The organism is Kluyvera ascorbata ATCC 33433 (genome assembly GCF_000735365.1).
Classification (GTDB): Bacteria; Pseudomonadota; Gammaproteobacteria; order Enterobacterales; family Enterobacteriaceae; genus Kluyvera; species Kluyvera ascorbata.
Map to the genome: position 1 here is coordinate 51976 of NZ_JMPL01000004.1, position 25415 is coordinate 77390.

Below are 25415 nucleotides of genomic sequence, written 5' to 3' on the forward strand. Positions count from 1 at the left end.
GTAAAGTTATGCAAAAATCGGTCTTAATTACAGGATGTTCCAGCGGGATTGGCCTCGAAAGCGCGTTAGAACTGAAACGCCAGGGTTTTCGCGTACTGGCCGCCTGCCGCAAACCCGATGATGTGAAGCGCATGAACGGCATGGGGTTTACCGGAATATTGCTCGACCTCGACAGCCCGGAAAGCGTCGATAACGCCGCGGAGCAGGTGATCGCACTGACCAACAATCGTCTGTTTGGTCTGTTTAATAACGCCGGATATGGCGTTTATGGGCCGCTGGAGAGCATCAGCCGCGCGCAAATGGTGCAGCAGTTTTCCGCCAACTTTTTCGGCGTCCACCAGCTAACCATGCGCCTGTTGCCAGCGATGATCCCGCACGGCGAAGGACGTATCGTCATGACGTCATCGGTGATGGGGCTTATCTCTACGCCGGGCCGCGGTGCTTATGCCGCCAGCAAATACGCGCTGGAAGCCTGGTCAGACGCGCTGCGCATGGAGCTGCGCCATACGGGCGTGAAGGTGAGCCTGATTGAACCCGGCCCGATTCGTACCCGCTTTACCGAGAACGTCAACCAGACCAGCGATAAGCCGGTGGAGAATCCCGGCATTGCTGCACGCTTCACCCTAGGCCCGGATGCGGTGGTGGCGAAAGTGCGCCATGCGTTTATCAGCGATAAGCCGAAATTACGCTATCCGGTCACCCTGGTCACCCACGCGGTTGGCTGGCTGAAACGCCTGCTGCCGGGTCGTGCGATGGACAAAATTCTGCAGGGCTAAGTTGAAGCCGACGCTTTTGCCCCCATCTCGAATACAAACCGACTACAGAGAAAGACCTATGTCCGTACAGAATATCGTCAACATTACCGAAGCTAATCTCCACCAGACGCTGGAGCAATCCGTTACCACACCGGTGTTGTTCTACTTCTGGTCCGACCGTAGCCAGCACTGTCTGGAGCTGACGCCGGTGCTGGAAAATCTGGCCGCGCAGTACAACGGTCAATTTATTCTGGCGAAGGTCGACTGCGACGCCGAGCAGATGGTCGCCTCTCAGTTTGGCCTGCGCTCTATCCCGACCGTTTATCTGTTCCAGAACGGCCAGCCGGTTGACGGCTTCCAGGGCCCGCAGCCGGAAGAGGCGATTCGCGCGCTGCTCGATAAAGTGCTGCCGCGTGAAGAAGAGCTGAAAGCACAGCAGGCGCTGGCGCTGATTCAGGAAGGCAACCATGCCGACGCGCTGCCGCTGCTGAAAGATGCCTGGCAGCTCTCCGGTCAGGACAGCCAGATTGGCCTGCTGCTGGCGGAAACGCAGATTGCGCTTAACCGTTCAGAAGAGGCAGAAGCGGTGCTGAAAACCATTCCGTTGCAGGACCAGGACACCCGCTATCAGGGGCTGGTTGCGCAGATCGAGCTGCTGAAGCAGGCAGCAGATACGCCGGAAATTCAGCAATTGCAGCAAGAAGTAGAGGCCAACCCAGAAGATGCCGCGCTGGCCTCGAAGCTGGCGCTTCAGCTGCATCAGGTGGGCCGTAACGAAGAGGCGCTGGAGCTGCTGTTCAGCCACCTGCGTAAAGATTTAGGCGCGGCCGATGGTCAGGCGCGCAAAATGCTGCAGGAAATTCTGGCGGCGCTCGGTACCGGTGATGCGTTGGCGTCGAAGTATCGTCGCCAGCTGTATTCGCTGCTGTACTAACGGTGTGATTCCCGGGGTCGCTTCGCTTGGCCGGGCTACGTTTTGGTAGCCCGGCCAAGCGAAGCGACCCCGGGAAATCTCACGCTACGCGCGTTTCTTCAGCTGTGTCACCACCAGCTGATGGCGGGCGTTGTAAAACTTCCGGTAGGTCAGATAGCAGGCAATAATGGTCGACAGGCTGGCGGTTGAGAGCAGCATAAATGTCACCATAATCTGATATTTAATCGCTTTGACCGGGTCGATACCGGCAAAAATCAGCCCGGACATCATTCCCGGCAAACTCACCAACCCCACAGTTTTTGCCGAATCCACGGTCGGGATCAGCGACGCTCGAATACTTTCGCGAATCAGGCGTGCGGAAGCCATTTTCGGCGTAGCTCCCAGACTCAGCTTCTCCTGAATTTGCTGCTGCTCGGCGCTAAAGCGCTGCCCCAGGTTGTTGTAACACAGCCCCACAGCAATCATCGCATTCCCGGCAATCATCCCGGAAATAGGGATAACCTGCATCGGCACAAAGGCAATGGAGCCGGAGAACACCAGCACCGCCAGCGTTAGCCCCGCGCCGGTGGTAATGGCGATAAACGATGACACAAAGGCTTTATCGATATACTTACTGCGCTTTTGCGCGTTGTACGCCGCGTTGAAGCAGATAAACAGCACCATGCACAGCGTCAGCACCGCGTGATTAACGTTGAAGATATATTTCAGCACGTAGCCGACGATAATCAGCTGCACCACCGCCCGGCAGATACTCCAGATAATGTCTTTTTCCAGCGCCAGCTTTTCCCGGTAGCTCACCAGGATGGCCACCAGTACCAGCACCATCGACAGCGCCAGCGATTGGTTAGTGATGATATGTTCGCTATTCATTGACCGCCTCCTGATGCGAAGGCAGCGTCACCACTTCATCCGCATGGCTAATTTCATCTTTATCGTGCGTCACCCACAGCACGGCAATCTGCTGCTCGCGCACGTACTGATGAATAATCTCGTTCACGTTCTTTTTGTTTTGCTCATCCAGCGCGCTGGTTATTTCATCCAGCAGCAGCACCTTCGGTAAAAATTGCAGGTTACGAATGAGCGACACCCGCTGTTTTTCGCCACCGGAGAGATCGTTAATCGATTTCGACAGCGTCTCTTCCGGCAGGCCAAAGCGCGCCAACTGCGTCAGAAAACGATCCGGTTCAGGATTTTTATTGCGAATCTGCCACGGGAAAATAAAGTTGTCGTAAACCGTATCACCAAACAGCGCCGGGGTTTGTGCGCAGTAGGAAACCTGCTGGCGATAGGCTTCCGGCGTTAGTGCATTGATATCCTTCCCCTCAAAGAGAATCTTCCCATCGGTAGGTGAAAGCAACGAGGCGATAATTTTTAATAAGGTGCTTTTGCCGCAGCCGGAGGGCCCGGTAATCAGCTTAAATTCACCGGGGGCTACGCTTAAATTAATCTTATCAAGGACCGTTTTCTCGCCAATACGAAAGCTCACCTGTTCAAGTTGTAAAATCGCGCTATTTTCCTTCATTGCTTTAATGTGTCCTGATGCTGACTTTTGTGCCCTTAGTGTAACCCCAATTAATTTCAGGGGGCGAATTTCCCCCGCATAGCCGATATACTTGAAGAGGTTACGGACAGTTAAACAGGAGGTTTTATGCTGATATTTATCCCGGTTCTTATCTTCGTCGCGCTGGTCATTGTCGCGGCGGGAGTCAAAGTTGTGCCTCAGGGCTACCAGTGGACGGTTGAACGCTTTGGCCGCTACACCAAAACCCTGCATCCGGGCTTAAGCCTGGTCGTGCCGTTTATGGATCGCATCGGTCGCAAAATCAATATGATGGAGCAGGTGCTCGATATCCCTTCCCAGGAAGTGATTTCCAAAGATAACGCCAACGTCTCAATTGATGCCGTTTGCTTTATTCAGGTCATTGATGCACCAAAAGCGGCCTATGAGGTCAGCAATCTTGAATTGGCCATTATCAACCTGACGATGACCAACATTCGTACCGTCCTCGGCTCGATGGAGCTCGACGAAATGCTCTCCCAGCGTGACAACATCAACACGCGTCTGCTGCATATCGTCGATGAAGCGACGAATCCGTGGGGCATCAAAATCACCCGTATCGAGATTCGCGATGTCCGCCCACCGGCTGAGCTTATCGACGCTATGAACGCGCAGATGAAGGCGGAACGTACTAAGCGTGCCTATATTCTGGAAGCAGAAGGGATTCGCCAGGCGCAAATCGTTAAAGCCGAAGGTGAAAAACAGGCGCAGATCCTTACCGCTGAAGGTGAGCGTCAGTCGGCGTTCCTGCAGGCAGAAGCGCGTGAACGTTCTGCGCAAGCTGAAGCTACAGCAACGAAGATGGTATCTGAAGCCATTGCCGCCGGTGACATTCAGGCGGTGAACTACTTCGTGGCGCAGAAATACACCGACGCGCTGCAGCAGATTGGCTCCGCCAATAACAGCAAAGTGGTCATGATGCCGCTGGATGCTAGCAGTCTGATGGGCTCAATCGCCGGGATCGCCGAGCTGATTAAAGACAGCGCCAGCGAACGGAAATCATCATGATTGCGCTGGTGCTCTCGCACCCGCATCTCTTCTGGCTAAGCCTTGGCGGGTTGCTTCTGGTTGCTGAAATGCTCGGTGGCAGCGGCTACCTGCTGTGGAGCGGCATTGCGGCGGCGGTCACCGGCGCCATTACCTGGCTGCTGCCGATCGGTTGGGAATGGCAGGGCGCGCTGTTTGCCGTGCTGACGCTGCTGGCGGCCTGGCTATGGTGGAAGTGGCTGACTCAGCGGACAAGCCGTCAGCGCCCGTCAGAAGGCCAGCTTAACCAGCGCGGTCAACAGCTGCTGGGCCAGCGCTTTACGCTGGATAGCACGCTGGTGAACGGTCGCGGCCATATGCGCGTTGGCGATAGCTCATGGCCGGTTGCCGCCGATGACGATCTGCCCGCTGGCAGCAAAGTCGAGGTGATTGCGGTGGAAGGGATCGTCCTGCGAATCAGACTCTCCCCTCCTCGCTAGCCATCAGGCCAGGGTTTTACGGTGACAGCAGCCGGAGAGATTATCAATAATCGGACAATCGGCGCTGTCATCTCCCGGGCAGGATTCTGCCAGCGAGAGCAGCTGATCGCGCATCGCCTGCAGGTCGTTGATATGACGCTCGATGTCCGCGACTTTCTGCAGCGTATAGGCTTTCACATCGGCGCTGTGGCGCTTTGGATCGTTAAACAAATTCACCAGTTCGCCGCACTCTTCGAGATTAAACCCAACCTGTCGTGCCTGACGCAGTAGCGTAAACTCATCAAGGTGTTTCTGCGTGTAGCTGCGGTAGCCGTTTTCGCTACGCAGCGGCGGCGTGACCAGCCCCTTCTCTTCATAAAAGCGAATCGCTTTGCTGGTTAAGCCGGTTTTTTTGGCAACATCACTGATATTCACATTTCCCCCTTGACCTTCCCCTTGCTGGAAGGTTTAACCTTCACAACTGTAGACCATAAGGTGAATTTGGTCATCCATTATTGAGGAAAGTGATATGTCTCAAACCATCGATCTAGCCCTGGACGGTCTGTCCTGCGGCCACTGCGTAAAACGCGTGAAAGAGAGCCTGGAACAACGCCCTGACGTTGACCATGCGGAAGTGACTATCGAAGCCGCCCACGTGACCGGCAGCGCCAGCGCTGACGCGCTTATCGAAACCATTAAACAAGCCGGTTATGGTGCGGAGTTAAGCCACCCAAAGGCTAAACCGCTGGCAGAGTCATCACTCCCGTCGGAAGCACTGACAGCGGCCACCCCTGAGCTTCCGGCAGCACAGGAACTGGATGACAGCCAACAATTGCTGATCAACGGTATGAGCTGCGCCAGCTGCGTTTCCCGGGTACAGAATGCGTTGCAGGCCGTACCGGGCGTCGTACAGGCACGGGTAAATCTGGCGGAGCGCACGGCCCTGGTTATGGGCAGCGCCTCCCCCGGGGATTTAGTTCAGGCAGTAGAAAAAGCGGGATACGGCGCGGAAGCGATTGAGGATGACCTCAAGCGCCGCGAACGTCAGCAGGAAACCGCCCTCGCGACCATGAAGCGTTTTCGCTGGCAGGCGATCGTCGCCCTGCTGGTCGGTATCCCGGTGATGGTCTGGGGCATGATTGGCGACAACATGATGGTCTCCGACGATAACCGTTCCCTGTGGCTGGTCATCGGCTTAATCACCCTGGCGGTGATGGTCTTTGCCGGCGGTCACTTTTACACCAGCGCATGGAAAAGCCTGAAGAACCGTACCGCCACGATGGACACCCTGGTCGCCTTAGGTACCGGCGTCGCATGGCTCTACTCGATGAGCGTCAACCTGTGGCCGCAGTGGTTCCCAATGGAAGCCCGCCACCTTTATTACGAAGCCAGCGCCATGATTATCGGTCTGATAAATCTGGGGCATATGCTGGAGGCACGTGCACGTCAGCGCTCCTCCCGGGCGCTGGAAAAACTGCTCGACCTGACGCCGCCAACCGCCCGCGTGGTGACGGAAGATGGTGAAAAAACCGTGCCGCTGGCCGACGTTCAGCCGGGGATGATCCTGCGTCTTGCTACCGGCGACCGCGTTCCGGTTGACGGAGAAATTAGCCAGGGCGAAGCCTGGTTTGATGAAGCGATGCTGACCGGTGAGCCTATCCCGCAGCAAAAAGGCGATGGCGATAGCATTCACGCCGGTACCGTGGTCGAAGATGGTTCGGTCCAGTTCCGCGCAAGCGCTGTTGGTAGCCACACCACGCTATCGCGCATTATTAAAATGGTGCGTCAGGCGCAAAGCAGTAAGCCTGAAATCGGCCAACTGGCGGATAGAATCTCCGCCGTGTTCGTGCCGGTGGTGGTCGCCATTGCTATTTTCAGCGCCGCCATCTGGTACTTCTTCGGCCCGGCGCCGCAGATTGTCTACACCCTGGTTATCGCCACGACGGTGCTGATTATCGCCTGTCCTTGTGCGCTGGGTCTGGCAACGCCGATGTCGATTATTGCCGGTGTCGGCCGCGCCGCAGAGTACGGCGTGCTGGTACGTGATGCCGATGCATTGCAGCGCGCCAGTGAGCTCACCACGCTGGTGTTTGATAAAACCGGCACGCTGACCGAAGGTAAACCGCAGGTCGTTGCGGTAAAAACACTGGGCGCAATGAGCGAAGCCACCGCGCTGCGTCTGGCCGCCGCGCTGGAACAGGGCTCGAACCACCCATTAGCGCGCGCTATTGTGGAGAAAGCCGCCGAGAAATCACTGCCGCAGGTTAATGCCTTCCGCACCCTGCGTGGGCTTGGAGTTAGCGGCGAAAGTGACGGACATGCCCTGTTGCTCGGCAACCAGGCGCTGCTGCATGAACATCAGGTTGTCACCCGCGAGTTGGATGATGAAATGGCGCAACAAGCCGCACAGGGCGCAACCCCGGTGCTGTTGGCAATCGACGGCAAAGCCGCCGCGCTGTTCGCCATCCGTGACCCGTTGCGCAGTGACAGCGTTGCCGCGCTGCAACGTCTGCACCGTGAAGGCTACCGTCTGGTGATGCTGACCGGGGATAATCCCGTCACCGCCAACGCGATTGCCAAAGAAGCGGGTATTGATGAGGTGATTGCTGGCGTACTACCGGACGGTAAAGCGCAGGCGATTAAAGATTTGCAGGCACAGGGCCAGAAAGTGGCAATGGTCGGTGACGGTATCAACGATGCGCCAGCGTTAGCGCAGGCCGATGTAGGTATCGCCATGGGCGGCGGCAGCGACGTTGCGATTGAAACCGCGGCGATTACGCTGATGCGCCATAGCCTGGTCGGGGTCGCCGATGCGCTGGCGATTTCTCGCGCCACGCTGCGTAATATGAAGCAGAACCTGCTCGGGGCATTTGTCTATAACTCGCTGGGTATCCCGATTGCCGCCGGGATCCTCTGGCCGCTGACCGGAACACTGCTGAACCCGGTAGTTGCAGGGGCCGCGATGGCGCTCTCATCGATTACCGTTGTGAGTAACGCTAACCGTCTGCTGCGCTTCAAACCTAAACAGTAACCCACCGTCCCTCCCGCCACCGGGAGGGACGCGTTTGCACCTTTCCCCCCATCGCGCTAGCATGAGATTTTCCTTCCAGGGAGCGCGGATGAGCCTGTTAAATCAACTACAACGTCTGTGGCACACGCTGCGCGGTTCCCCATACAGTTGGCCCGCGCTGGACGTCATACTCCCCGGTGGTCGCTATCTGCATTTGGTAGGCAGCATTCACATGGGAACGCGCGACATGGCGCCGCTTCCCGCTAAGCTGCTGAAAAAACTTCGTCAGGCCGATGCGTTAATCGTTGAAGCGGATATCTCCGGTAACGAGACCCCTTTCAGCGATTTACCGGAATACCCACCGCTTCGCGAACGACTCAGCGAAGCGCAGTTCAGCCAGTTGGAAAAACTCAGCGACGAACTGGGAATGCCGCTGTATCGCTTTGATACCCAGCCGCTGTGGCAGGTTGCCATGGTGCTGCAGGCCACCCAGGCGCAAAAGCTGGGGCTGCGCCCGGATTACGGTATTGATTATCAGCTCCTGCAGGCGGCGCGCGAAACATCGCTACCTGTGCAGGAACTGGAGGGAGCAGATAGCCAGATAGCCCTGCTCTGTCACCTTCCCGACGGGGGAATGGCGTTACTCGACGATACGCTGACCCACTGGCACACCAACGCCCGGCTGCTGCAGGTGATGATCGGATGGTGGTTAGAGCAGCCACCGTCTAACGGCACGGCGTCGCTGCCCAATACCTTTAGCCAGTCGCTGTATGATGTGTTGATGGTAAAACGCAATGAAGCCTGGCGTGACGCTCTGCTGGCGCTGGCGCCAGGGCGTTATGTGGTGGCCGTGGGGGCGCTCCATTTGTATGGGGAAGGCAACCTGCCGCAGATGCTGAGATAAAAAAATGGCCAATATCTCTATTGGCCCGTCAAAGAGGAATTTCATCATTATTATTATCCCGGAGTTCGCACTCCGGATCTCTCGATTGTCGCTCAAAGTTGCCGCAACTGCCAATACCTATTGCGCAAGATTATACTATTTTTTAGTGCGTTTTAGGGCGTATGCTGGCTGTATATCACGTCTGCAGTAAGAAGGAACGTTATGACTCCCGCAGTTAAGCTACTCGAAAAGAACAAGATCCCGTTCAGCATCCACACCTACGATCACGATCCAAATGAAACTAATTTTGGCGATGAAGTGGTGCGTAAACTGGGGCTGAATGCCGACCAGGTATATAAAACGCTGCTGGTTGCGATGAACGGCGACATGAAACAGCTGGCGGTCGCGGTGACACCGGTCGCCGGGCAGCTGGATTTGAAAAAGGTCGCGAAGGCGCTAGGGGCAAAAAAAGTCGACATGGCCGACCCGATGGTCGCCCAGCGCGTGACCGGCTATCTGGTGGGCGGTATAAGCCCGCTGGGGCAGAAGAAGCGCCTGCCAACGGTGATTGATGCGCCGTCACAGGAATTTGCCTCTATTTATGTTTCCGGTGGCAAACGCGGGCTGGATATAGAACTAGCAGCGGGTGATTTAGCGAAAATTCTTGGCGCGACGTTTGCGGATATTGCGCGCCGGGATTGATCGGTGCGCGTTGTCCCATCGCCCTAACCCTCTCCCCAAACGGGAGAGGGAATAGAACGTAGCCCGGCCAAGCGAAGCGTCGCCGGGAACGGCTCAAACCTTACTGCCAGCTAACTTCCCCTTTCGGTTCGTAAGCATTCACATCCAACGGTGAGTTCTGCTCGATATACTGTTTGAGCACCTCAGCATCGATAAACCCGGTATTCACATATCCCGGTTTGCTATCAATTTTCGGATACCCATCCCCGCCGGTGGCGTTAAAGCTCAGGGTCGCCATGCGGTAGGTTTTCGCAGGGTCAACCGGCTCACCTTTGATTTTCAGGTCCTGAAGCTGCCCGTCTTTTGCCACAAAACTCACGTTAGCAAACTGCGGGTAAGCCCCGGAGTCCGGCTTCATCTGCGCCACGGCGGTCAGGTACTCGGTCACCTCTTTACCGCTCATGTCAGCGTACACCACCACGTTGCCAAACGGCTGCACCTTTAGCACGCTCTTGTAGGTGATATTGCCCGCTTCAATGGAATCACGAATGCCGCCGCCGCTCATTACGCCAAAGTCAGCGCCAGTGCGCGCCATTTGCGCAGCAAGAATCAGGCGTCCCATATTGGTTTGCACAAAGCGAACTTTGCTGCGGTCGCCTTCCAGATGCCCGTTCACGCTGCCCACTTTCACATCTAACTGCGCTTTACCTTTGCTCTGGAACGGCGTCAACAGCGAGAGCATCTGCGGGTTTTCCGGGATTTGTGGCGTGTAAAGTACGCGCTCACTCTGGCCGTTATCGTAGGTCACCTTTTTCTTCAGGTTCACAGGGATCAGCTGATAGTGCACCAGCTTCAGCTCGCCGTTGCGGAACTCAAAGTCAGCGCGGCCAACATATTTACCCCACTCATGTGCCTGCACAATCCAGATGCCGTTTTGTTTGTCCGGCGCACACGGGGTACCCGGCACGTAGTCGACCTGCTTTTTATTCTCCGACGCCATGCAAACCGGGTCCTGTGAGTGACCACCCACAATCATCGCCAGCGAACCCGCAGGCAGGCTGCGCGCCATTTCGACATCACCCGGCGCGTTGGAACCGTGCTCGCCATTGTCGTAATGCCCCATATGGGTCGCCGCCAGAATCAGGTCCGGCTTCTCTTTTTGCTGGAGTTCCTGAATCACCAGTTTCGCTTCTTCCGCCGGTTTGCGGAATTCGATATCGGTGAAATATTCCGGGTTGCCAATTTTAGCGGTGTCATCGGTGGTTAAACCAATAACGGCAATTTTGAGATCCTGACGTTTGAAAATAGCCCAGGGTTTAAACAGACGCTCGCCGGTACTTTTCTGATAAATGTTGGCAGAGAGGAACGGGAATTTAGCCCATTTTTCCTGCTGACGCAGCACGCTCATCGGGTTATCAAATTCGTGGTTTCCCACGGCCATCGCGTCATAGCCCACGAGGTTCATGCCGCGGAAATCAGGCTCAGCATCCTGAAGGTCAGACTCCGGCACCCCGGTATTAATGTCGCCGCCGGAGAGCAGCAGTACGCTACCTCCTTCTGCCGCCACCTCTTTACGAATACCGTCCACCAGCGTTTTTTGCGCCGCCAGACCATATTCACCATATTCACTACGCCAGAAGTGACCGTGATGATCGTTAGTATGCAGGATGGTGATTTTGTAGGTTTTATCCTGCTGATAGGCCTGCGAAGGTAAGCTGACCAAAGACAGTGCTGCCAGCATCGCCAGCGCCACGCCCCGTTTAACAAATTGCATGTTTCTCTCCCTGAGTGAATAACAACCGCGAAATTACAATGCTCTGAAATCTTAGTCTAATTTAGACTAAGATTAGACTACATAACACATTGATAAAAATGGGGTCTATCAAGGGGTGTTATTTTTATACCCCCCAAAATACCTCTTCTGCGACCGGATACTCTAATTTTGATTTGCTACAGAGCAAAAATATAGCGTAGTGATCAAAAATGAGATACACCATGCAGTTTTTTTCACCAGAAATGAGGGGCGCGGCATCGAGCAGGCGTCAATCGAGGAGCAGGCGCTGATTATCGGCGCGCGGCGCTACCTTCATTATCAGTTGGCGCTTTTATAAATTGTCTGAACAATTGGTATTGTGGAGCTGTCTGTTCTCCAGACGTCAATAACTGTTAAATCGTTTTTATAAACGACCTCAGACGGCGCCTCCCCGCTGTCGTTCCAGATTTTACTCACCCCTGTGAATATCAGTGTCAGCCCATCTGGCGCGTATTGTTCCCGCACGGAGATAGCCAGGCGTACCCGATAGATTGGCGACGCTTTGCCAAAATTAGATAAATCCACAGTAAGCGATGATGCAAACGACGCATTTGCGATCATGCTGACCATTTCTGTATCAATATTTTCAACAACGGCTGTATAAGCCTGAACGCCAGACGACAATGTTTTTCCGCATGAGTAGGTCTGAATATTTCTCGATTCGTCTGGAGAGATGCCGTTTACCGACACGTTCATCGCCGCGAGCACCTGTAGCGCACTCCCCGCTGCTGCAACAGCATCAGCATGGGCTGCAGTGGCGTCTGCTTGTGCTGCCGCCGCGGCCTCCTGCGCCCCTTTAACTAAACACGGCAACACACCCGACAGCAGGCTGCAGCAACTGCGCCCCCAGCCGAGGTACGAACCGGCGGACTCAAAACGTGTGGATTTAATGCCGCCGCGCTCTAGTACAGAACTAACGAACGCGGCGCACCATGGCGTTTCGTCGTCTTTAATTCCGCCTCGTTTAATGTCCTTCCACATTTGCACGATAAGTGGGTTATGCTGCGGCCCTTTAATTTCCCGCTCTCCGATATAGCGCCGGGCCTCAGTCAACCATTTAGGCTCACTCATAATTTTTTCCCATAAAAAAGCCCCGCATTAGCGAGGCTGGTTAATTGCTGTTATTCCTCTGTGCGATACGCTCACGTAGATCAATTCCGAATCTGTTTTTCATCACCCAGAAAATAATCTCTTTCAGCCCTTTATAGCCCAACATACCAACGACGAAAGCGATCTCATTGTGCGTAAACGTAAGGGCCCCTAACTGCGGTACTTCAAATGAGATATTAGGAAGATGAGCAGCAGCAAACACCATAATCGTTGTTCCGATAAGGATATCATCACAGCCTCTCGTAGTTTTCCACCCCAATAAAACACTCGGACGATAACGCCCAGGACGACCAACAGAAAAATATCAAACGAGGTTTTATGCGAGCGGTACAACTCCAGCATTAACCCCCACCAATTCGACGTATGCGGCATGTATAGACCTTACAGTGATAGCACCTCGCCCATGTACGATAAGATGATTTGCACGTGATTGGGCGGGCGCATATTCGAATAAAAAACCCCGAAAGCATCGGGGTAGGAAGCAAAAAAATGACTTTCTTTTTCTGCAAGTTCCATCAGTCTGATTTAACAAGACTCCGACCGTGAGAAGTTACTGGTAGGATTTGCGGAAAATTTTCCAGATATTTAAATAATTACATCATTAATATTTATTGTATTTTCATACACATTCACAACGCATATGATGGTTAATCTAACGAAACCATTAAATACAATTAATAATTAACTCTTGGCGTAATGTTTCCCTTCACTTGCTCTATTAATAAGGGAAATTTATGTCATGGAATAAGCACGCTGCAGTGTCTTATGCAAGGACTCACGCGAGCCAACAAAGCCGGGGCTATTGCGCCCGAGCAGTAGCAGCAGCAATTCGAGCTGGTGGAGTAAGAATTGAAGGTGCCAACGCTAACAATTTCGCGAGATCACTTGAGAACGCCGGTTTTACCAGAGCATACGGCACCCTGCTTGAAGGTGACGTGGCGGTCATAGATGCTCTGCCAGGCCCAAACCAATACGGGCACGCGTGCATTTACGACGGAACGGGCACATGGTACTCCGATTTCGTACAACGCAGTCTATATCCCGGTCCACGATACAGAGAACTACAGCCCGCTATTACTATATACAGGCATAATTGATGAAAAAATTACTGCTTTTGTTTTTAATTTCAACTTCAATGATGGCGGATGCTTCCGACCCCGTCAGCCAGGCTGTTGCATTCAATAAATGGTATGTGACTCAAATTGATCAGAACATTTTTCCGATCACAGACGGAAAAACCATTGATAAATACGTCACCGCTGCGACTATGCGGAAACTTCGACGAACTCAAGATCCTGATTACGACGGTGCTTTCTATTCTGCAGACTTTTTCCTCAAGGCGCAGGACATCGGCGAGGATTGGCCCAGCCATGTGACCGCCATTGCAGGGGATACAGATCCCGTCTGTGTGAACGTCTACGTGGCATTTGGTGAAAAACAAAGCCACATCGTCAGTGACTGTATGGTTGAGGAAAACGGCTCATGGAAAGTGCAATCGGTCACTAGCTTGCAATACACGCGCAATCTGGAGCGGCGCTAAGTTTACCGGGCGACGACATGACATGTCGTATCGCCGGAAAGCAAAAACCCCGCTCAAAATTGGCGGGGTTTCGCACAACAACATACAACGCCCATCGTTCGGCGAAATAGCATCAATACCCCAATAAAACAAACGACTATTTTTTCATTATGAACATCCTGAAATAAAGGGATTTCATAATGAAAGGGTGTCCGCAGACAATCTAACGAGCATGCGGCATTCTTGCCGTTTTCAGAATCTATTTAGCCCCTATAACACTGAGGCCCGGAGTTCGTCCAGGTAGTCGGCGTACCATTGCATCATTTCACGGCGGCCGTCTATGTACTGCGCGACGTTATACGTTCCGCGCACGCTATTTCCGTCGACGTGTGCTATCTGCAGCTCTATCCAGTCACGGTTATAGCCCCGCTCGTTTAGCACCGTGCTGAAGGTATGGCGCCAGCCGTGCGAACTGACGCGCGTTGTATACCCCATGCGATAAATCAGCTGTAACACCGTCGTGGAAGTCATAGGCTGCGTTCTGTTCCGATAATTCGGGAATATGTAGCGGTGATCGCCTGTGTCCTCGCGAATTTCACTCAACAGATCAACCGCCTGGCGGGGAAGCGGCACAATGTGTGGCCGCCTTTTTTTTATTCTCCCAGCAGGGAGCTCCCACGTAGCCGCATCAAGATCAATCTCCGACCATTCCCCCTCGCTTTCTTCCGCTGGGCGAAGTGCTACGTACATTAGCAGCCGCAGCGCGCGATAAGACATCGGGCTGCTTTCTTTGAAAGTTTCCAGTTCACGGAAGAACTCCGGGATCTCAGGTGGCAATAAAAATGGGTAATGGCTTTTTTATAGCCATCCATTGCAACACCCAGCGCGCTGGCCGGGTTTGCAAATGCACGCTCCGTGACGATCGCGTAATTGAATATATCATTGCACCAACGGCGCATTTTCGCGGCCGTGGACGGGGCGTAATCTTCAACCTTGTGCATAATTTTAAGCAGCGCCGCGGGGCGAACATCACCGATCGGTAGATGTCCCACGACCGGGAACACCTCCCCCTCCAACTTACTTAAAATTGCCTTTGCGTACTCCGGCCCCCATTTTTTGGCTTTACGTCGATACCACTCCAGTGCGACAGCTTCGAACGTGCCGGAATGGTCCGGAGCCTCATCCCGGCGCCTGGCGATAACTGGATCGGAATCCTCAGAGATTTTCTTTCGGGCTTCAGTAGCTGCAGCGCGCGCATCTGCCAGGCTCACATAGGGAAACTTTCCGATCGAAAAGTTTTTTTCTTTGCCTGCTAACCTGTACTTTAAACGCCAGAGCTTAGAGCCACCGGGGTTTATTAGCAGGTAAAGCCCGGCACCATCCGAGACTTTGAAGGGCTTGTCGCCAGGCTTTGTTGATTCAATTTTTTTACTGTAAGCTTCGCTTTTGGGGGTATCGTTCGAATGTTAACCAGCAATGCCCCGCAAAATACCCCCAAATAGGGTTAGATTTCTGTGGAAATAGTGCGGCGTTGGTAGAACGAAAAGAGGCAAGAAAGGCAGGCGGCAAAAGGGGAAGTGGTCTTTGATAGACGACAAGAGAATTGATTTTAAATGATTAATTTGTTTTCAGAAATGAGACTTCCTTCAAACGTCGTAGGCAGGTATCTTAGTCTGATAATTATTATTAAAGCGTTTTCCCCCAACATCGCACTACAAATTACAAGTGGAATCTATGGCAATTTCTGAAACCAGCCCTACGCGGCCTGGCCCATCTGCGTCTTCGCAAAAGGGTCGTACTTCATTTGGTATTCTGGGAGCGATCAGCCTCTCCCATCTGCTCAACGATATGATTCAGTCGTTGATCCTGGCGATTTATCCGCTGTTGCAGGCGGAATTTTCGCTAAGCTTCGTGCAGATTGGGATGATAACCCTGACCTTCCAGCTTACCTCATCACTGTTCCAGCCGGTCATCGGTTACATTACCGATAAGCGCTCGATGCCGTGGTCACTGCCGGTGGGTATGTGCTTTACCCTCAGCGGCCTGGTACTGCTGGCGCTCGCGGGTAGCTTTGGCACCGTACTGCTGGCCGCCGCACTCGTCGGTACCGGCTCTTCGGTATTCCACCCGGAGTCTTCCCGCGTGGCCCGCATGGCCTCCGGCGGACGCCACGGGCTGGCGCAGTCCATCTTCCAGGTGGGCGGCAACTTCGGCAGCTCGCTGGGGCCATTGCTGGCGGCGGTAATCATCGCCCCATACGGCAAAGGTAACGTGGCCTGGTTCGTACTGGCTGCGCTGCTGGCGATTGTCGTGCTGGCGCAGGTTAGCCGCTGGTATGCTGCTCAGCATCGTTTAGCGAAAGGCAAACCGAAAGCGGTTATCGTTAACCCGCTGCCGAAAAACAAAGTTGTGCTCGCCGTTTTCATCCTGCTGATGCTGATTTTCTCGAAATACTTCTATATGGCGAGTATTAGCAGCTACTACACCTTTTATCTGATGCAAAAATTCGGATTATCGGTACAAAATGCCCAGATTCACCTCTTTGCCTTCCTGTTTGCGGTTGCCGCGGGGACCGTAATTGGCGGGCCTGTGGGCGATAAGATTGGGCGTAAATATGTTATTTGGGGCTCTATCCTCGGCGTTGCACCGTTCACTCTCCTTTTACCCTACGCAACGCTCTGGTGGACGGGTATTCTGACGGTGATCATTGGATTTATCCTCGCGTCGGCGTTTTCCGCCATTCTGGTGTACGCACAAGAGCTGTTACCGGGGCGTATCGGTATGGTTTCTGGGCTGTTCTTCGGTTTCGCCTTTGGGATGGGTGGCCTTGGTGCCGCGGTTCTCGGGCTGATTGCGGACCACACCAGTATCGACCTGGTTTATAAAATATGTGCTTTCCTGCCGCTTATTGGGATGTTGACCATATTCCTACCTGATAACCGCCAGAAACACTGATTTCCAGGCAGCCAAACCTTTATTTTGGCTGCCGTCTTCCTCCCCGCAAGCACACGTCCTCTCTGACTTTACGTATTCCATTTTCTCTTTTGTGCCATCTACTCCTAAAAAATCAATTTTTTAGTTAAATTCAAGAATTATTCACAAACAAAATGACCGAAATTGTCATAAACTATTACGAGGCTTTTTGGTTTTCAGGCTGTTTCGGCATTCTGCGCCAAAAATGGGACCACGCATCACGACGAAAGGAGACGGAATGCATCACGCCACACCGCTAATCACCACCATTGTTGGTGGCCTTGTGCTCGCTTTTTTCCTTGGCATGATTGCCAATAAGTTAAGAATCTCTCCACTGGTAGGATATTTGTTAGCGGGCGTACTGGCCGGACCGTTTACTCCAGGATTTGTCGCTGATACCAAACTGGCCCCTGAACTGGCGGAATTAGGCGTTATTCTGCTGATGTTTGGCGTGGGTCTCCATTTCTCGCTCAAGGATCTGATGGCGGTAAAGTCGATAGCCATCCCCGGGGCGATTGCGCAGATAGCCGTCGCGACGCTGCTCGGCATGCTGCTCTCCACCTTCTTAGGCTGGTCAATCATGACCGGTATCGTCTTTGGTCTATGTCTCTCCACCGCCAGTACCGTGGTGCTGCTGCGCGCGTTGGAGGAACGACAGCTTATCGATAGTCAGCGCGGGCAAATCGCCATTGGCTGGCTAATTGTTGAAGATCTGGTGATGGTGCTGACGCTGGTCCTGCTGCCAGCCGTCGCCGGGATGATGGAAAAAGAGAATATCGGGTTTGCCTCACTGGCTGTCGATATGGCAATCACCATCGGCAAAGTAGTGGCGTTTATCGCCATTATGATGCTGGTTGGCCGCCGTCTGGTGCCGTGGATCCTTTCCCGCAGCGCCGCCACCGGCTCTCGTGAACTGTTTACCCTCTCGGTACTGGCGCTGGCGCTGGGGATTGCCTTCGGCGCGGTTGAGCTGTTTGATGTCTCCTTCGCCCTGGGCGCGTTCTTCGCCGGGATGGTGCTGAACGAGTCTGAGTTGAGCCATCGTGCTGCCCACGATACGCTGCCGCTGCGCGATGCGTTCGCGGTGCTGTTCTTTGTCTCCGTAGGGATGCTGTTTGACCCGCTGATCCTCATTGAACAGCCGTTGGCCGTGCTGGCAACGCTTGCCATCATTATCTTCGGTAAATCGCTGGCAGCCTTCGGCCTGGTGCGCCTGTTTGGCCACTCGCAGCGCACGGCGCTGACCATCGCCACCAGCCTGGCGCAGATTGGTGAATTCGCCTTTATCCTTGCCGGTCTTGGCATGGCGCTGGGGCTGCTGCCGCAATCCGGGCAGAACCTGGTGCTCGCTGGCGCTATCCTCTCCATTATGCTCAACCCGGTGCTGTTCTCAGTGCTCGAAAAATACCTCGAGAGAACGGAAACCCTTGAGGAACAGACGCTGGAAGAGGCGCTGGAAGACGAGAAGCAAATCCCGGTGGATATCTGTAACCACGCGCTGCTGGTCGGCTACGGCCGCGTTGGCAGCCTGCTGGGCGAGAAGCTGATGGCGCAGGGCATTCCCCTGGTGGTGATTGAAACATCGCGTACCCGCGTCGACGAACTGCGCGAGCGCGGCATTCGTGCGGTGCTGGGCAATGCGGCCAATGAAGAGATTATGAACCTGGCGCATCTGGACTGCGCGCGCTGGCTGCTGCTGACCATTCCAAACGGCTACGAAGCCGGAGAAATTGTCGCCAGCGCCCGTGAGAAATGCCCGGACCTTGAGATTATCGCCCGCGCGCACTACGACGATGAAGTGGCGTATATCAGCGAGCGTGGAGCCAATGAAGTGGTGATGGGTGAGCGTGAAATTGCTAAAACGATGCTGGGGTTGTTGAGCGACCCGCCGTTGAGTGAGGCGGTTAGCGGATAATACTCGTCGCTCTATCGTAGGCCGGATAAGGCGAAGCCGCCATCCGGCAATGTGCGCCGATATTGCCTGATGGCGCTACGCTTATCAGGCCTACACGTTTGCGTAGGCCTGAATAATAATCTTACCGTTCCCAGTACGCCTCTTCGAGGCTATCTTCTTTCTCCGGCAGACCGCGCGTCAGGCGCGGTGAGTGCTGGTTCAGTACCTGATAGCTTACCCGGTTTGCATACTTACACACCTGCGCCAGCGACGAGTAGGTCAGCCAGTTATGCTGGTGCTTGCTGGAGTTTGGCACGTTCGAACGATGATACGCATTCGCCGTAATGTCGTGCAGCAGCGCGGCCAGCGCGCCATCGCCCGCGCCGTTGGTGTTCATGATCTTCTCAGGGCCGCCCATAAACGGCGCGATGTGCGAGTAAATGCGCAGCGGCTCCTGACAATCTTTAAAGCGCACCGCGCGGCTGAATTCGTACTGGTTAAATTCGGCTATCGCCCCCGGCAACAGCGGGTGCTGCGTTTTGCGTTTAGCTTCATTTTCGGTAAAGCCAGCCATATACAGCCCGGTTGGTCCGGCGGTACACAGCACCAGATCCACCCAATCCAGCGCTTTATCAGACGCCTGAAGCGGATCGCCTAAGCCAGTCAGCGCTTCCGCCTCTTCTTCGTTCATCGCCAGAATCGACACGTGCTCTTTGATAAAGCTCTGCCACCACTCCGGACTCTCGGCGATCACGAATTTCGTTCCCAGCGTCAGCACCACCGGCACGTCATATTTCTTCGCATAGGCGATAGCCTGCATGGTCGCCTCAGGCATCGGTTCACCCGGCTTACAGCGCACCAGATACGATGTCAGCACCAGAGCAGAGGCACCGGCAATCACCGATTCAGGCACGCTTTCCGCGCGCAGCTTGTTCATATGGCCCGGGCTGATGGCGAAGGTACGTTCGCCGGAATCGCTGATAAGGGTAAAGCAGCGGCCAATGGGGCCATCGACACCTTGCAGGTAGTTGAGGTCGGTACGGCTTGAGGTGTTGCACAGGTAGCGATAGGCGTAGCCACCGATTTCGATGTTGCTGCACATCACGCCCAGCAGCACCGAGCGGTCATCCGCCAGTACCGAGTAGTTGTGCATGGTATTGCCGATGGTGCCACCGGCAAACTGATGGGTGATCAGCTTTTCGCGTACCAGCTCCTGATACAACGCTTCCGCCACATCATCTTCAATCACCAGCGAATGCCCGGCGCTCAGGCCATAGCGCGCAATAAACGCATCATCGACTTTGGCCTCAATATCAACCAGCGTCTGGTCGATACCGACAACCCAGGAGGCACTGGTTTCACTTTCAGGTTGAATCTGTTTCAGCAGCGGATCGCGAGCGTCCACCGGAAAATAGTGTTTGGATTTGCGTTTACCGGGAAATTTCATGGTGATTTCTGGAATGGCTGTTAACAGGCGGGGAATAGTAGCACACTCCTCCGCCTGCTTGCGATCAGGTATACCGCGCGGTCAGATTCACCATCATGGAGATATGCGCCTCGTCGTCATTCAACGCCGGAATGTATTCATACTGCTGCCCACCGGCTTCGATGAACACCTCACGGTTCTGCACCGCAATTTCTTCCAGCGTTTCCAGACAGTCGGCAGAGAAGCCCGGGCACATCACCTGAATGTGCTTCACGCCCTTCTCACCAAGCATTTTCAGCGTCTCATCGGTGTAAGGCGTCAGCCACGGTTCGCGGCCAAAGCGCGACTGGAAGGTCATCATCACCTTATCCGGTGAGATGCCAAGCGCGGAGACCAGCTCGCGGGTGGTATCGCGACAGCGCTGAGGATAGTCGTCACCTTCATTGGCGAAACGTTGCGGAATACCATGATAGGAGAGCAGCAGCACGTCCGGTTCGCCGTGACAGGCAAACGACGCGCGGGCGCTGGCGGCCAGCGCTTGAATATAGCCATGATCGGTAGCGTAGTCGCGAATAAACGAAACGCTCGGGATTGCCCGTTTGGTTGCCAGAATTCGCGCCAGTTCGTCCCACACCGCCGCCACCGTCGAGCAAGAATATTGCGGATACAGCGGCAGCACGATGAGATGGTCAACGCCCTGCGCCAGCAGTTCATCGACACCGCTTTGCAGCGACGGCGTACCGTAGCTCATCCCCAGTACTACCGGGATATCAGGCAGACGGGCGGCAAGCGCGCGCTGCTGGCGGCGGCTATACACCATCAACGGTGAGCCCTCTTCCATCCATACGGATTGATAGAGTTTGGCGACCCGCGGCGCACGAATCGGCAGAATGACGCCGCGCAACAGCGGCCACCACAGCAGACGAGGCGTATCGACGACGCGCGTATCGCTTAAAAACTGGGTCAGATAGCGTTTAATCGCTTCAGGCGTTGGAGCATCGGGGGTGCCGAGGTTTACCAGCAGAATACCAGGTTTACTATGATGCATTACCGCCTCTTATCGATTCAAATTGTTGATAATTGTAGCGGAAAAGTGAGGAAGAAAAACTAATTGCTGCGAGAGGTAGAGGGAGAATTTACCTGATGGCGCTGCGCTTATCCGGCCTACGGTATAATGTAGGCCAGACAAGGCGTTCACGCCGCCATCCGGCACGCTCGGTGCCGGAAGGACGAGACTAACCGAGGATCTTCGCCAGTTCAGCGCGTACGTCAGCTACGGCTTTGGTGCCGTCAACTTTGGCGTACTTGGTGTTACCCGCCTGCGCTTCTTTGGAGTAGTAACCGATCAGCGGAGCGGTCATCTGATGATATTCCACCAGGCGCTTACGCACGGTTTCTTCCTGATCGTCTTTACGGGTGGTCAGATCTTCGCCGGTCACGTCATCTTTGCCTTCAACCTTAGGTGGGTTGAATTTGATGTGGTAAACACGGCCAGATGCCGCGTGTACGCGACGACCAATGATACGGTCAACGATCAGTTCGTCAGGAACGTCAAATTCCAGAACGTAGTCAACGTTGATGCCCGCTTCTTTCATGGCGTCTGCCTGCGGGATAGTGCGTGGGAAGCCATCGAGCAGGAAGCCGTTACGGCAGTCTTCCTGAGAGATACGCTCTTTAACCAGCGCGATAACCAGTTCATCAGTGACCAGTTTGCCTGCGTCCATGATGTCTTTAGCCTGTTTGCCCAGCTCGCTGCCGGACTTTACAGCCGCGCGCAGCATATCACCGGTGGAAATTTGCGGAATGCCATATTTCTCCATGATGAACTGTGCCTGAGTTCCTTTACCCGCGCCCGGTGCGCCAAGCAGAATGATACGCATTGCGAAAATCCCCTTAAAGGTTGTCGATATTTTTTAAAAAGCGCTAAAAGATACCACCAGAACGGCACTGGCTCAAGGAAGGTGGGTCGGCTGAAACGGTTAATGGTCAGATATTTTACGCACGGTGCGATTTCATGTCCTCATCCCTGCTCTTCTCGTCCAGGGCAGTCCAAACGTCTTCTCGTATTGATTCATCCAGGCCCTTCGTAGGTATCCGCCTGTTGCGGGTTAGTTAGCGGTAACTCAATTTTTAACATTTTTGTTTGTTAGCGCTAACTCTGCGAGATCGATCACAGTTGTATTTTATTTGGCTGTTTATAGTTCACCCTATTGAAGCCTCAGGAGAACGCATGCATAGAAACAGATTAACAGCGATGGAATAAACATTATCGATTCAATGAAAAAACCGGAGATACGCTGCTCTTTTTTGCAGAGTCTTTCTGGTGAGAATCATATTAAACAAATATTCAGCCGCCATTAATAATGTACGGTTAAGTAATTTACTGGGCAACGATAAACCAAAGAAAAGTTAGAAATAAAACCAATCAACTCTTATATGATTCGTGGAGTTTATTATGCTTCAGTTTATTATTTACGATGTACTAGGAACACCGGCAATTCTGGTCGGGTTATTTTCACTGGCTGGCCTGTTATTGCAAAAAAAATCGATATCAGACGTTATTTCTGGCACACTCAAAACAATAATGGGTTTTGTTATTTTAACGGCCGGCGCTGGTATTGTCGCCTATACGTTAACCATCTTTAGCCAGCTATTTGAACATTCGTTTCATATCCAGGGCGTCGTGCCGAATACCGATGCTATGGCAGCCCTGGCGCAGAAAAATTATGGTACAGCAACGGCCATGATTATGGTTTTAGGGATGCTTTTCAATATCGTCCTTGCTCGTTTCACGCCATTAAAATACATCTTTCTGACGGGGCATCACACCCTCTACATGGCCGCCATGCTGGCCGTTATTTTATCCGTAGGCGGGTTATCAGGATTCTGGGTTGTCGCTATCGGCGCGCTCATTCTGGGGGCGATGATGGTCATTTCCCCGGCCATTTTGCAACCGTTCACCCGTAAAATTACGCATACTGACGATCTTGCCCTGGGGCATTTTGGCTCCACCGGTTATTTAGTTTCTGCACTGGTTGGCAAAGTGGTCGGCAAGGGAAGCCCTTCCATTGAAGAAATTAAGGTACCTCAGTCTCTGAACTTTCTTCGTGACTCCTCGGTATCCATCTCGCTCATCATGATGATTCTTTTCCTGGTGTTAGTGGGCGTGGCGGGTAAACCCTTTGTCGAGACGACGCTGAGCTCGGGCCAAAACTACATTATCTTTGCCATTATTCAGTCCCTCACCTTTGCTGCTGGTGTTTATATCATCCTGGCAGGCGTACGCATGGTCATTGCAGAGATAGTCCCAGCGTTTAAGGGGATTGCGGACAAATTAGTGAAAGACGCGAAACCAGCTCTCGACTGCCCAACCGTCTTCCCGTTTGCACCTAATGCCGTCATCGTCGGGTTCCTCTCAAGCTTTGTTGCTGGGCTGGTCAGTATGTTCCTCTGCCCACTGTTCGGTTTGAGCGTTATCGTGCCGGGGCTGGCACCACACTTCTTCTGCGGGGCAACGGCTGGGGTTTACGGCAACATTACCGGTGGGCGTCGCGGCGCCGTTATCGGGGCGTTTGCCCATGGCCTGCTGATTTCATTCCTCCCTGCCATTCTTTTGCCAATGATGGGTGATATGGGGTTGGACGCCACCACGTTTGGCGACGCGGACTTCGGCGTAGTAGGCATTATTCTGGGTCACATCATGGCCATTTTTAACTAACTATTTTGTATCGGAGGTGGTTTATGGGCGCTAAATTTTCACCCTCATTGATGTGTATGGATTTGACGCTGTTCAAAGAGCAAATCACGGCAATGAACAGCAAGGCGGATTTTTATCATGTTGATATTATGGATGGAAACTACGTCCGCAATATCACGCTCTCGCCTTTTTTCATTGAGAACCTGAAAAAAATCACCACGGTTCCTATCGACGTTCATCTGATGGTGAACCATCCGGAGGATATCATTCCCATGTGCCTCGATGCCGGAGCCGACATTATTAGCTTCCATCCAGAAACGGCTAATAACAAAATTTTCCGTCTGCTTAACCAGATCAAAGATGCGGGTAAAAGATGCGGCGTGGTCCTTAACCCGGCAACACCGGCGGAGAGCATTGCAGAATATGCGCATTTACTGGATAAAGTGACCGTCATGTCGGTTGACCCGGGTTATGCTGGCCAAAAATTTATACCGGAGTCGCTTAACAAAATAAAAAAACTCATCAATATGCGTGAAAAGCACGGTTACCACTACCTGACCGAAATTGATGGTTCATGTAATGAGAAAACGTTTGGGCAAATTGCTGAATCTGGTGTCGACGTGTTTATCGTTGGTACATCGGGCCTATTTTCTTTACACGCGGATGTCAGCCAGGCATGGGATAAGATGATCGATATTTTCTATCGGGAAACGGTTACCGCATAACGCTTTAATTATAGATATAAGCGTTATTTCAATTTCTCAAATGCAGATTATTTAAATCTAATAACAGAGCGATTACGCCATAACTGAGGTGTGTACTCTGTTATTCAAATTTCATGCTCTGATAACGAAGGTAAATGATGGACATCTCAACTGTACTTAATGTTAAAAACATCAAATTAAATATGACGGCGAAAACCAAAGAAGAAGCCGTTGAAGAATTAACGGATTTATTGGTTCAAGATGGTGCCATTACTCATAAAGATGATTTTCTTCGCGACGTCTGGCTTCGTGAGGCACAGGGCTCCACTGGGTTTGAAAACCATATTGCGATCCCACATGGCAAGTCTTCGGGCGTAGCCCATACCGCCCTGGCCATTGGCCGCACCCAGCACGGGATCCCTTGGGAAACCATGGATGACAGCGACGTGCGCTGCGTGATTTTATTCGCGGTGACCCTGGTGGATCAAAATGCCACCCATATCCGCTTACTCTCTCAAGTTTCGGGTTCACTGGCGGATGAAGATATCGTCGCACAATTGCTGAAGGTTAACGATCCTCAAAAAGTCATCGATATTTTCAATGCTGAAGGCATTGACGCTTAATTAACGTTAGTCATTACCCTTGCCGTTTACGGCAAATTTGTTGCGATTAAAACACTATGGAGAAGAACCATGAATATTGTTGGGGTTACTGCCTGCACCGTCGGTATTGCACATACTTATATTGCTCAGAAGAAAATTGAAATCGCCGCTAAAAAAGCGGGGCATAATGTCAAAATTGAAACGCAGGGTACGATTGGTATCGAAAACGCATTAACCGATGCTGAGATTGCGCAGGCCGATATTGTTCTGTTAGCCGCCGATGTGAAAGTGTCGGGAGAAGAACGCTTTGCCGGCAAAAGAGTTGTTAAAGTCGCCACAGAAACGGCAGTGAAATCGCCAAACAAACTTATCGAAAAGCTCAGTGAAATAGTGAATTCATAACATTTCATC

General features: G+C 53.2%; 25 protein-coding genes and 1 pseudogene. 14 read left to right on the top strand and 12 right to left on the bottom strand.

Annotated elements, in window-relative coordinates; translation table 11 throughout:
* The first annotated feature begins 8 nt into the window (after positions 1-8).
* Positions 9-776 carry an SDR family oxidoreductase gene (locus tag GKAS_RS02080; protein WP_035891880.1) on the top strand — a complete coding sequence of 256 codons (768 nt, stop codon included), beginning with the start codon at positions 9-11 and terminating at the stop codon, positions 774-776.
* 58 nt (positions 777-834) lie between these two features.
* Positions 835-1689 (top strand): co-chaperone YbbN, encoded by an 855-nt coding sequence (locus GKAS_RS02085; protein ID WP_035891807.1) that lies wholly within the window; start codon positions 835-837, stop codon positions 1687-1689.
* An 84-nt stretch (positions 1690-1773) separates the two neighbouring features.
* On the opposite strand, the gene fetB is transcribed toward GKAS_RS02085, so the two are convergent.
* Together fetB and fetA are read right to left on the bottom strand one after the other, a co-directional pair.
* Positions 1774-2559, bottom strand: coding sequence for an iron efflux ABC transporter permease subunit FetB (gene fetB / locus GKAS_RS02090; protein ID WP_035891808.1), 786 nt, complete (start codon positions 2557-2559; stop codon positions 1774-1776).
* Positions 2552-3211: an iron efflux ABC transporter ATP-binding subunit FetA gene (gene fetA / locus GKAS_RS02095; RefSeq protein ID WP_035891810.1), complete on the bottom strand. Its 660-nt coding sequence runs from the start codon at positions 3209-3211 to the stop codon at positions 2552-2554. The genes fetB and fetA overlap by 8 nt, the downstream gene beginning before the upstream one ends.
* A 126-nt stretch (positions 3212-3337) precedes the next feature.
* Here fetA and GKAS_RS02100 point away from each other — a divergent pair, with 126 nt between their 5' ends.
* Both GKAS_RS02100 and GKAS_RS02105 read left to right on the top strand, forming a co-directional pair.
* Entirely contained in the window at positions 3338-4255 is a 918-nt protein-coding gene (locus tag GKAS_RS02100) for an SPFH domain-containing protein (RefSeq protein ID WP_035891812.1), read from the top strand.
* Positions 4252-4713: an NfeD family protein gene (locus GKAS_RS02105; RefSeq protein ID WP_035891814.1), complete on the top strand. Its 462-nt coding sequence runs from the start codon at positions 4252-4254 to the stop codon at positions 4711-4713. Before GKAS_RS02100 ends, GKAS_RS02105 begins: the two co-directional genes overlap by 4 nt.
* A 3-nt stretch (positions 4714-4716) precedes the next feature.
* Here GKAS_RS02105 and cueR read toward each other — a convergent pair whose 3' ends face one another.
* The gene (gene cueR / locus GKAS_RS02110) at positions 4717-5127 is read right to left on the bottom strand and encodes a Cu(I)-responsive transcriptional regulator (RefSeq protein WP_035891815.1); all 411 of its coding nucleotides are present in this window, start codon (positions 5125-5127) and stop codon (positions 4717-4719) included.
* Positions 5128-5221: 94 nt separating this feature from the next.
* Here cueR and copA point away from each other — a divergent pair, with 94 nt between their 5' ends.
* The 3 genes from copA (at position 5222) to ybaK (ending at position 9287) form a co-directional block, all read left to right on the top strand.
* Positions 5222-7723, top strand: a complete 2502-nt coding sequence (copA, locus tag GKAS_RS02115; protein ID WP_035891816.1) for a copper-exporting P-type ATPase CopA — start codon at positions 5222-5224, stop codon at positions 7721-7723.
* An 88-nt stretch (positions 7724-7811) separates the two neighbouring features.
* A complete protein-coding gene (locus GKAS_RS02120) occupies positions 7812-8606 on the top strand; it encodes a TraB/GumN family protein (RefSeq protein ID WP_035891817.1) in 795 nt (264 codons plus the stop codon).
* Between the two features lie 201 nt (positions 8607-8807).
* Positions 8808-9287: a Cys-tRNA(Pro)/Cys-tRNA(Cys) deacylase YbaK gene (gene ybaK / locus GKAS_RS02125; protein WP_035891819.1), complete on the top strand. Its 480-nt coding sequence runs from the start codon at positions 8808-8810 to the stop codon at positions 9285-9287.
* Positions 9288-9387: 100 nt separating this feature from the next.
* Here the strand turns inward: ybaK and ushA are convergent, their stop codons facing one another.
* The 4 genes and pseudogenes from ushA to GKAS_RS02145 all read right to left on the bottom strand — a co-directional run bounded on the left by ushA (position 9388) and on the right by GKAS_RS02145 (position 12394).
* The gene (gene ushA / locus GKAS_RS02130) at positions 9388-11040 is read right to left on the bottom strand and encodes a bifunctional UDP-sugar hydrolase/5'-nucleotidase UshA (protein ID WP_035891820.1); all 1653 of its coding nucleotides are present in this window, start codon (positions 11038-11040) and stop codon (positions 9388-9390) included.
* Positions 11041-11358: 318 nt separating this feature from the next.
* Complete coding sequence (locus GKAS_RS02135) at positions 11359-11895, bottom strand: hypothetical protein (protein WP_035891822.1); 537 nt, start codon at positions 11893-11895, stop codon at positions 11359-11361.
* A pseudogene (locus tag GKAS_RS02140) lies at positions 11879-12150 on the bottom strand (TIGR02594 family protein); the annotation flags it as partial. The gene GKAS_RS02135 and the pseudogene GKAS_RS02140, both read right to left, overlap by 17 nt.
* A gap of 40 nt (positions 12151-12190) precedes the next feature.
* Positions 12191-12394, bottom strand: coding sequence for a hypothetical protein (locus tag GKAS_RS02145; RefSeq protein ID WP_035891823.1), 204 nt, complete (start codon positions 12392-12394; stop codon positions 12191-12193).
* Between the two features lie 891 nt (positions 12395-13285).
* Here GKAS_RS02145 and GKAS_RS02150 point away from each other — a divergent pair.
* A complete protein-coding gene (locus GKAS_RS02150) occupies positions 13286-13729 on the top strand; it encodes a YqhG/Tai3 family protein (protein ID WP_035891825.1) in 444 nt (147 codons plus the stop codon).
* A 249-nt stretch (positions 13730-13978) separates the two neighbouring features.
* On the opposite strand, the gene GKAS_RS24490 is transcribed toward GKAS_RS02150, so the two are convergent.
* The gene (locus tag GKAS_RS24490; RefSeq protein ID WP_081918515.1) at positions 13979-14545 is read right to left on the bottom strand and encodes a tyrosine-type recombinase/integrase; all 567 of its coding nucleotides are present in this window, start codon (positions 14543-14545) and stop codon (positions 13979-13981) included.
* The gene (locus GKAS_RS24495; protein WP_081918516.1) at positions 14458-15132 is read right to left on the bottom strand and encodes a tyrosine-type recombinase/integrase; all 675 of its coding nucleotides are present in this window, start codon (positions 15130-15132) and stop codon (positions 14458-14460) included. The genes GKAS_RS24490 and GKAS_RS24495 overlap by 88 nt, the downstream gene beginning before the upstream one ends.
* Before the next feature lie 310 nt (positions 15133-15442).
* Here GKAS_RS24495 and GKAS_RS02160 point away from each other — a divergent pair, with 310 nt between their 5' ends.
* Both GKAS_RS02160 and ybaL read left to right on the top strand, forming a co-directional pair.
* On the top strand, positions 15443-16663 hold the full coding sequence (locus GKAS_RS02160) for an MFS transporter (protein WP_035891826.1): 1221 nt from the start codon (positions 15443-15445) through the stop codon (positions 16661-16663).
* Between the two features lie 256 nt (positions 16664-16919).
* Positions 16920-18596, top strand: a complete 1677-nt coding sequence (gene ybaL / locus GKAS_RS02165) for a YbaL family putative K(+) efflux transporter (RefSeq protein ID WP_035891827.1) — start codon at positions 16920-16922, stop codon at positions 18594-18596.
* Between the two features lie 121 nt (positions 18597-18717).
* Here the strand turns inward: ybaL and GKAS_RS02170 are convergent, their stop codons facing one another.
* The 3 genes from GKAS_RS02170 to adk form a co-directional block, all read right to left on the bottom strand.
* Positions 18718-20022 (bottom strand): inosine/guanosine kinase, encoded by a 1305-nt coding sequence (locus tag GKAS_RS02170; protein ID WP_035891829.1) that lies wholly within the window; start codon positions 20020-20022, stop codon positions 18718-18720.
* Between the two features lie 64 nt (positions 20023-20086).
* Positions 20087-21049, bottom strand: a complete 963-nt coding sequence (gene hemH, locus GKAS_RS02175; protein WP_035891830.1) for a ferrochelatase — start codon at positions 21047-21049, stop codon at positions 20087-20089.
* A gap of 187 nt (positions 21050-21236) precedes the next feature.
* Positions 21237-21881, bottom strand: coding sequence for an adenylate kinase (adk, locus tag GKAS_RS02180; protein ID WP_035891831.1), 645 nt, complete (start codon positions 21879-21881; stop codon positions 21237-21239).
* A 575-nt stretch (positions 21882-22456) separates the two neighbouring features.
* Here adk and ulaA point away from each other — a divergent pair.
* The 4 genes from ulaA to GKAS_RS02200 all read left to right on the top strand — a co-directional run bounded on the left by ulaA (position 22457) and on the right by GKAS_RS02200 (position 25406).
* Positions 22457-23719, top strand: a complete 1263-nt coding sequence (ulaA, locus tag GKAS_RS02185) for a PTS ascorbate transporter subunit IIC (protein WP_035891833.1) — start codon at positions 22457-22459, stop codon at positions 23717-23719.
* A gap of 23 nt (positions 23720-23742) precedes the next feature.
* Positions 23743-24423, top strand: a complete 681-nt coding sequence (gene alsE, locus GKAS_RS02190) for a D-allulose 6-phosphate 3-epimerase (protein WP_035891834.1) — start codon at positions 23743-23745, stop codon at positions 24421-24423.
* Between the two features lie 137 nt (positions 24424-24560).
* A complete protein-coding gene (locus GKAS_RS02195; RefSeq protein WP_035891881.1) occupies positions 24561-25025 on the top strand; it encodes a PTS sugar transporter subunit IIA in 465 nt (154 codons plus the stop codon).
* A 69-nt stretch (positions 25026-25094) separates the two neighbouring features.
* On the top strand, positions 25095-25406 hold the full coding sequence (locus tag GKAS_RS02200; RefSeq protein ID WP_035891836.1) for a PTS fructose transporter subunit IIB: 312 nt from the start codon (positions 25095-25097) through the stop codon (positions 25404-25406).
* Positions 25407-25415: the final 9 nt, after the last annotated feature.

Excerpts from the sequence above, each read along its gene's own strand:
- adk (WP_035891831.1), bottom strand. The coding sequence starts at position 21,881 with ATGCGTATCATTCTGCTTGGCGCACCGGGCGCGGGTAAAGGAACTCAG.
- GKAS_RS02195 (WP_035891881.1), top strand. The coding sequence starts at position 24,561 with ATGGACATCTCAACTGTACTTAATGTTAAAAACATCAAATTAAATATG.
- GKAS_RS02200 (WP_035891836.1), top strand. The coding sequence starts at position 25,095 with ATGAATATTGTTGGGGTTACTGCCTGCACCGTCGGTATTGCACATACT.
- ybaL (WP_035891827.1), top strand. The coding sequence starts at position 16,920 with ATGCATCACGCCACACCGCTAATCACCACCATTGTTGGTGGCCTTGTG.
- GKAS_RS02080 (WP_035891880.1), top strand. The coding sequence starts at position 9 with ATGCAAAAATCGGTCTTAATTACAGGATGTTCCAGCGGGATTGGCCTC.
- ybaK (WP_035891819.1), top strand. The coding sequence starts at position 8,808 with ATGACTCCCGCAGTTAAGCTACTCGAAAAGAACAAGATCCCGTTCAGC.
- fetB (WP_035891808.1), bottom strand. The coding sequence starts at position 2,559 with ATGAATAGCGAACATATCATCACTAACCAATCGCTGGCGCTGTCGATG.
- GKAS_RS02100 (WP_035891812.1), top strand. The coding sequence starts at position 3,338 with ATGCTGATATTTATCCCGGTTCTTATCTTCGTCGCGCTGGTCATTGTC.
- ulaA (WP_035891833.1), top strand. The coding sequence starts at position 22,457 with ATGCTTCAGTTTATTATTTACGATGTACTAGGAACACCGGCAATTCTG.
- GKAS_RS02105 (WP_035891814.1), top strand. The coding sequence starts at position 4,252 with ATGATTGCGCTGGTGCTCTCGCACCCGCATCTCTTCTGGCTAAGCCTT.
- GKAS_RS02170 (WP_035891829.1), bottom strand. The coding sequence starts at position 20,022 with ATGAAATTTCCCGGTAAACGCAAATCCAAACACTATTTTCCGGTGGAC.
- hemH (WP_035891830.1), bottom strand. The coding sequence starts at position 21,049 with ATGCATCATAGTAAACCTGGTATTCTGCTGGTAAACCTCGGCACCCCC.
- ushA (WP_035891820.1), bottom strand. The coding sequence starts at position 11,040 with ATGCAATTTGTTAAACGGGGCGTGGCGCTGGCGATGCTGGCAGCACTG.
- GKAS_RS02120 (WP_035891817.1), top strand. The coding sequence starts at position 7,812 with ATGAGCCTGTTAAATCAACTACAACGTCTGTGGCACACGCTGCGCGGT.
- alsE (WP_035891834.1), top strand. The coding sequence starts at position 23,743 with ATGGGCGCTAAATTTTCACCCTCATTGATGTGTATGGATTTGACGCTG.
- GKAS_RS02150 (WP_035891825.1), top strand. The coding sequence starts at position 13,286 with ATGAAAAAATTACTGCTTTTGTTTTTAATTTCAACTTCAATGATGGCG.
- GKAS_RS02085 (WP_035891807.1), top strand. The coding sequence starts at position 835 with ATGTCCGTACAGAATATCGTCAACATTACCGAAGCTAATCTCCACCAG.
- GKAS_RS02145 (WP_035891823.1), bottom strand. The coding sequence starts at position 12,394 with ATGGTGTTTGCTGCTGCTCATCTTCCTAATATCTCATTTGAAGTACCG.
- copA (WP_035891816.1), top strand. The coding sequence starts at position 5,222 with ATGTCTCAAACCATCGATCTAGCCCTGGACGGTCTGTCCTGCGGCCAC.
- fetA (WP_035891810.1), bottom strand. The coding sequence starts at position 3,211 with ATGAAGGAAAATAGCGCGATTTTACAACTTGAACAGGTGAGCTTTCGT.
- GKAS_RS02160 (WP_035891826.1), top strand. The coding sequence starts at position 15,443 with ATGGCAATTTCTGAAACCAGCCCTACGCGGCCTGGCCCATCTGCGTCT.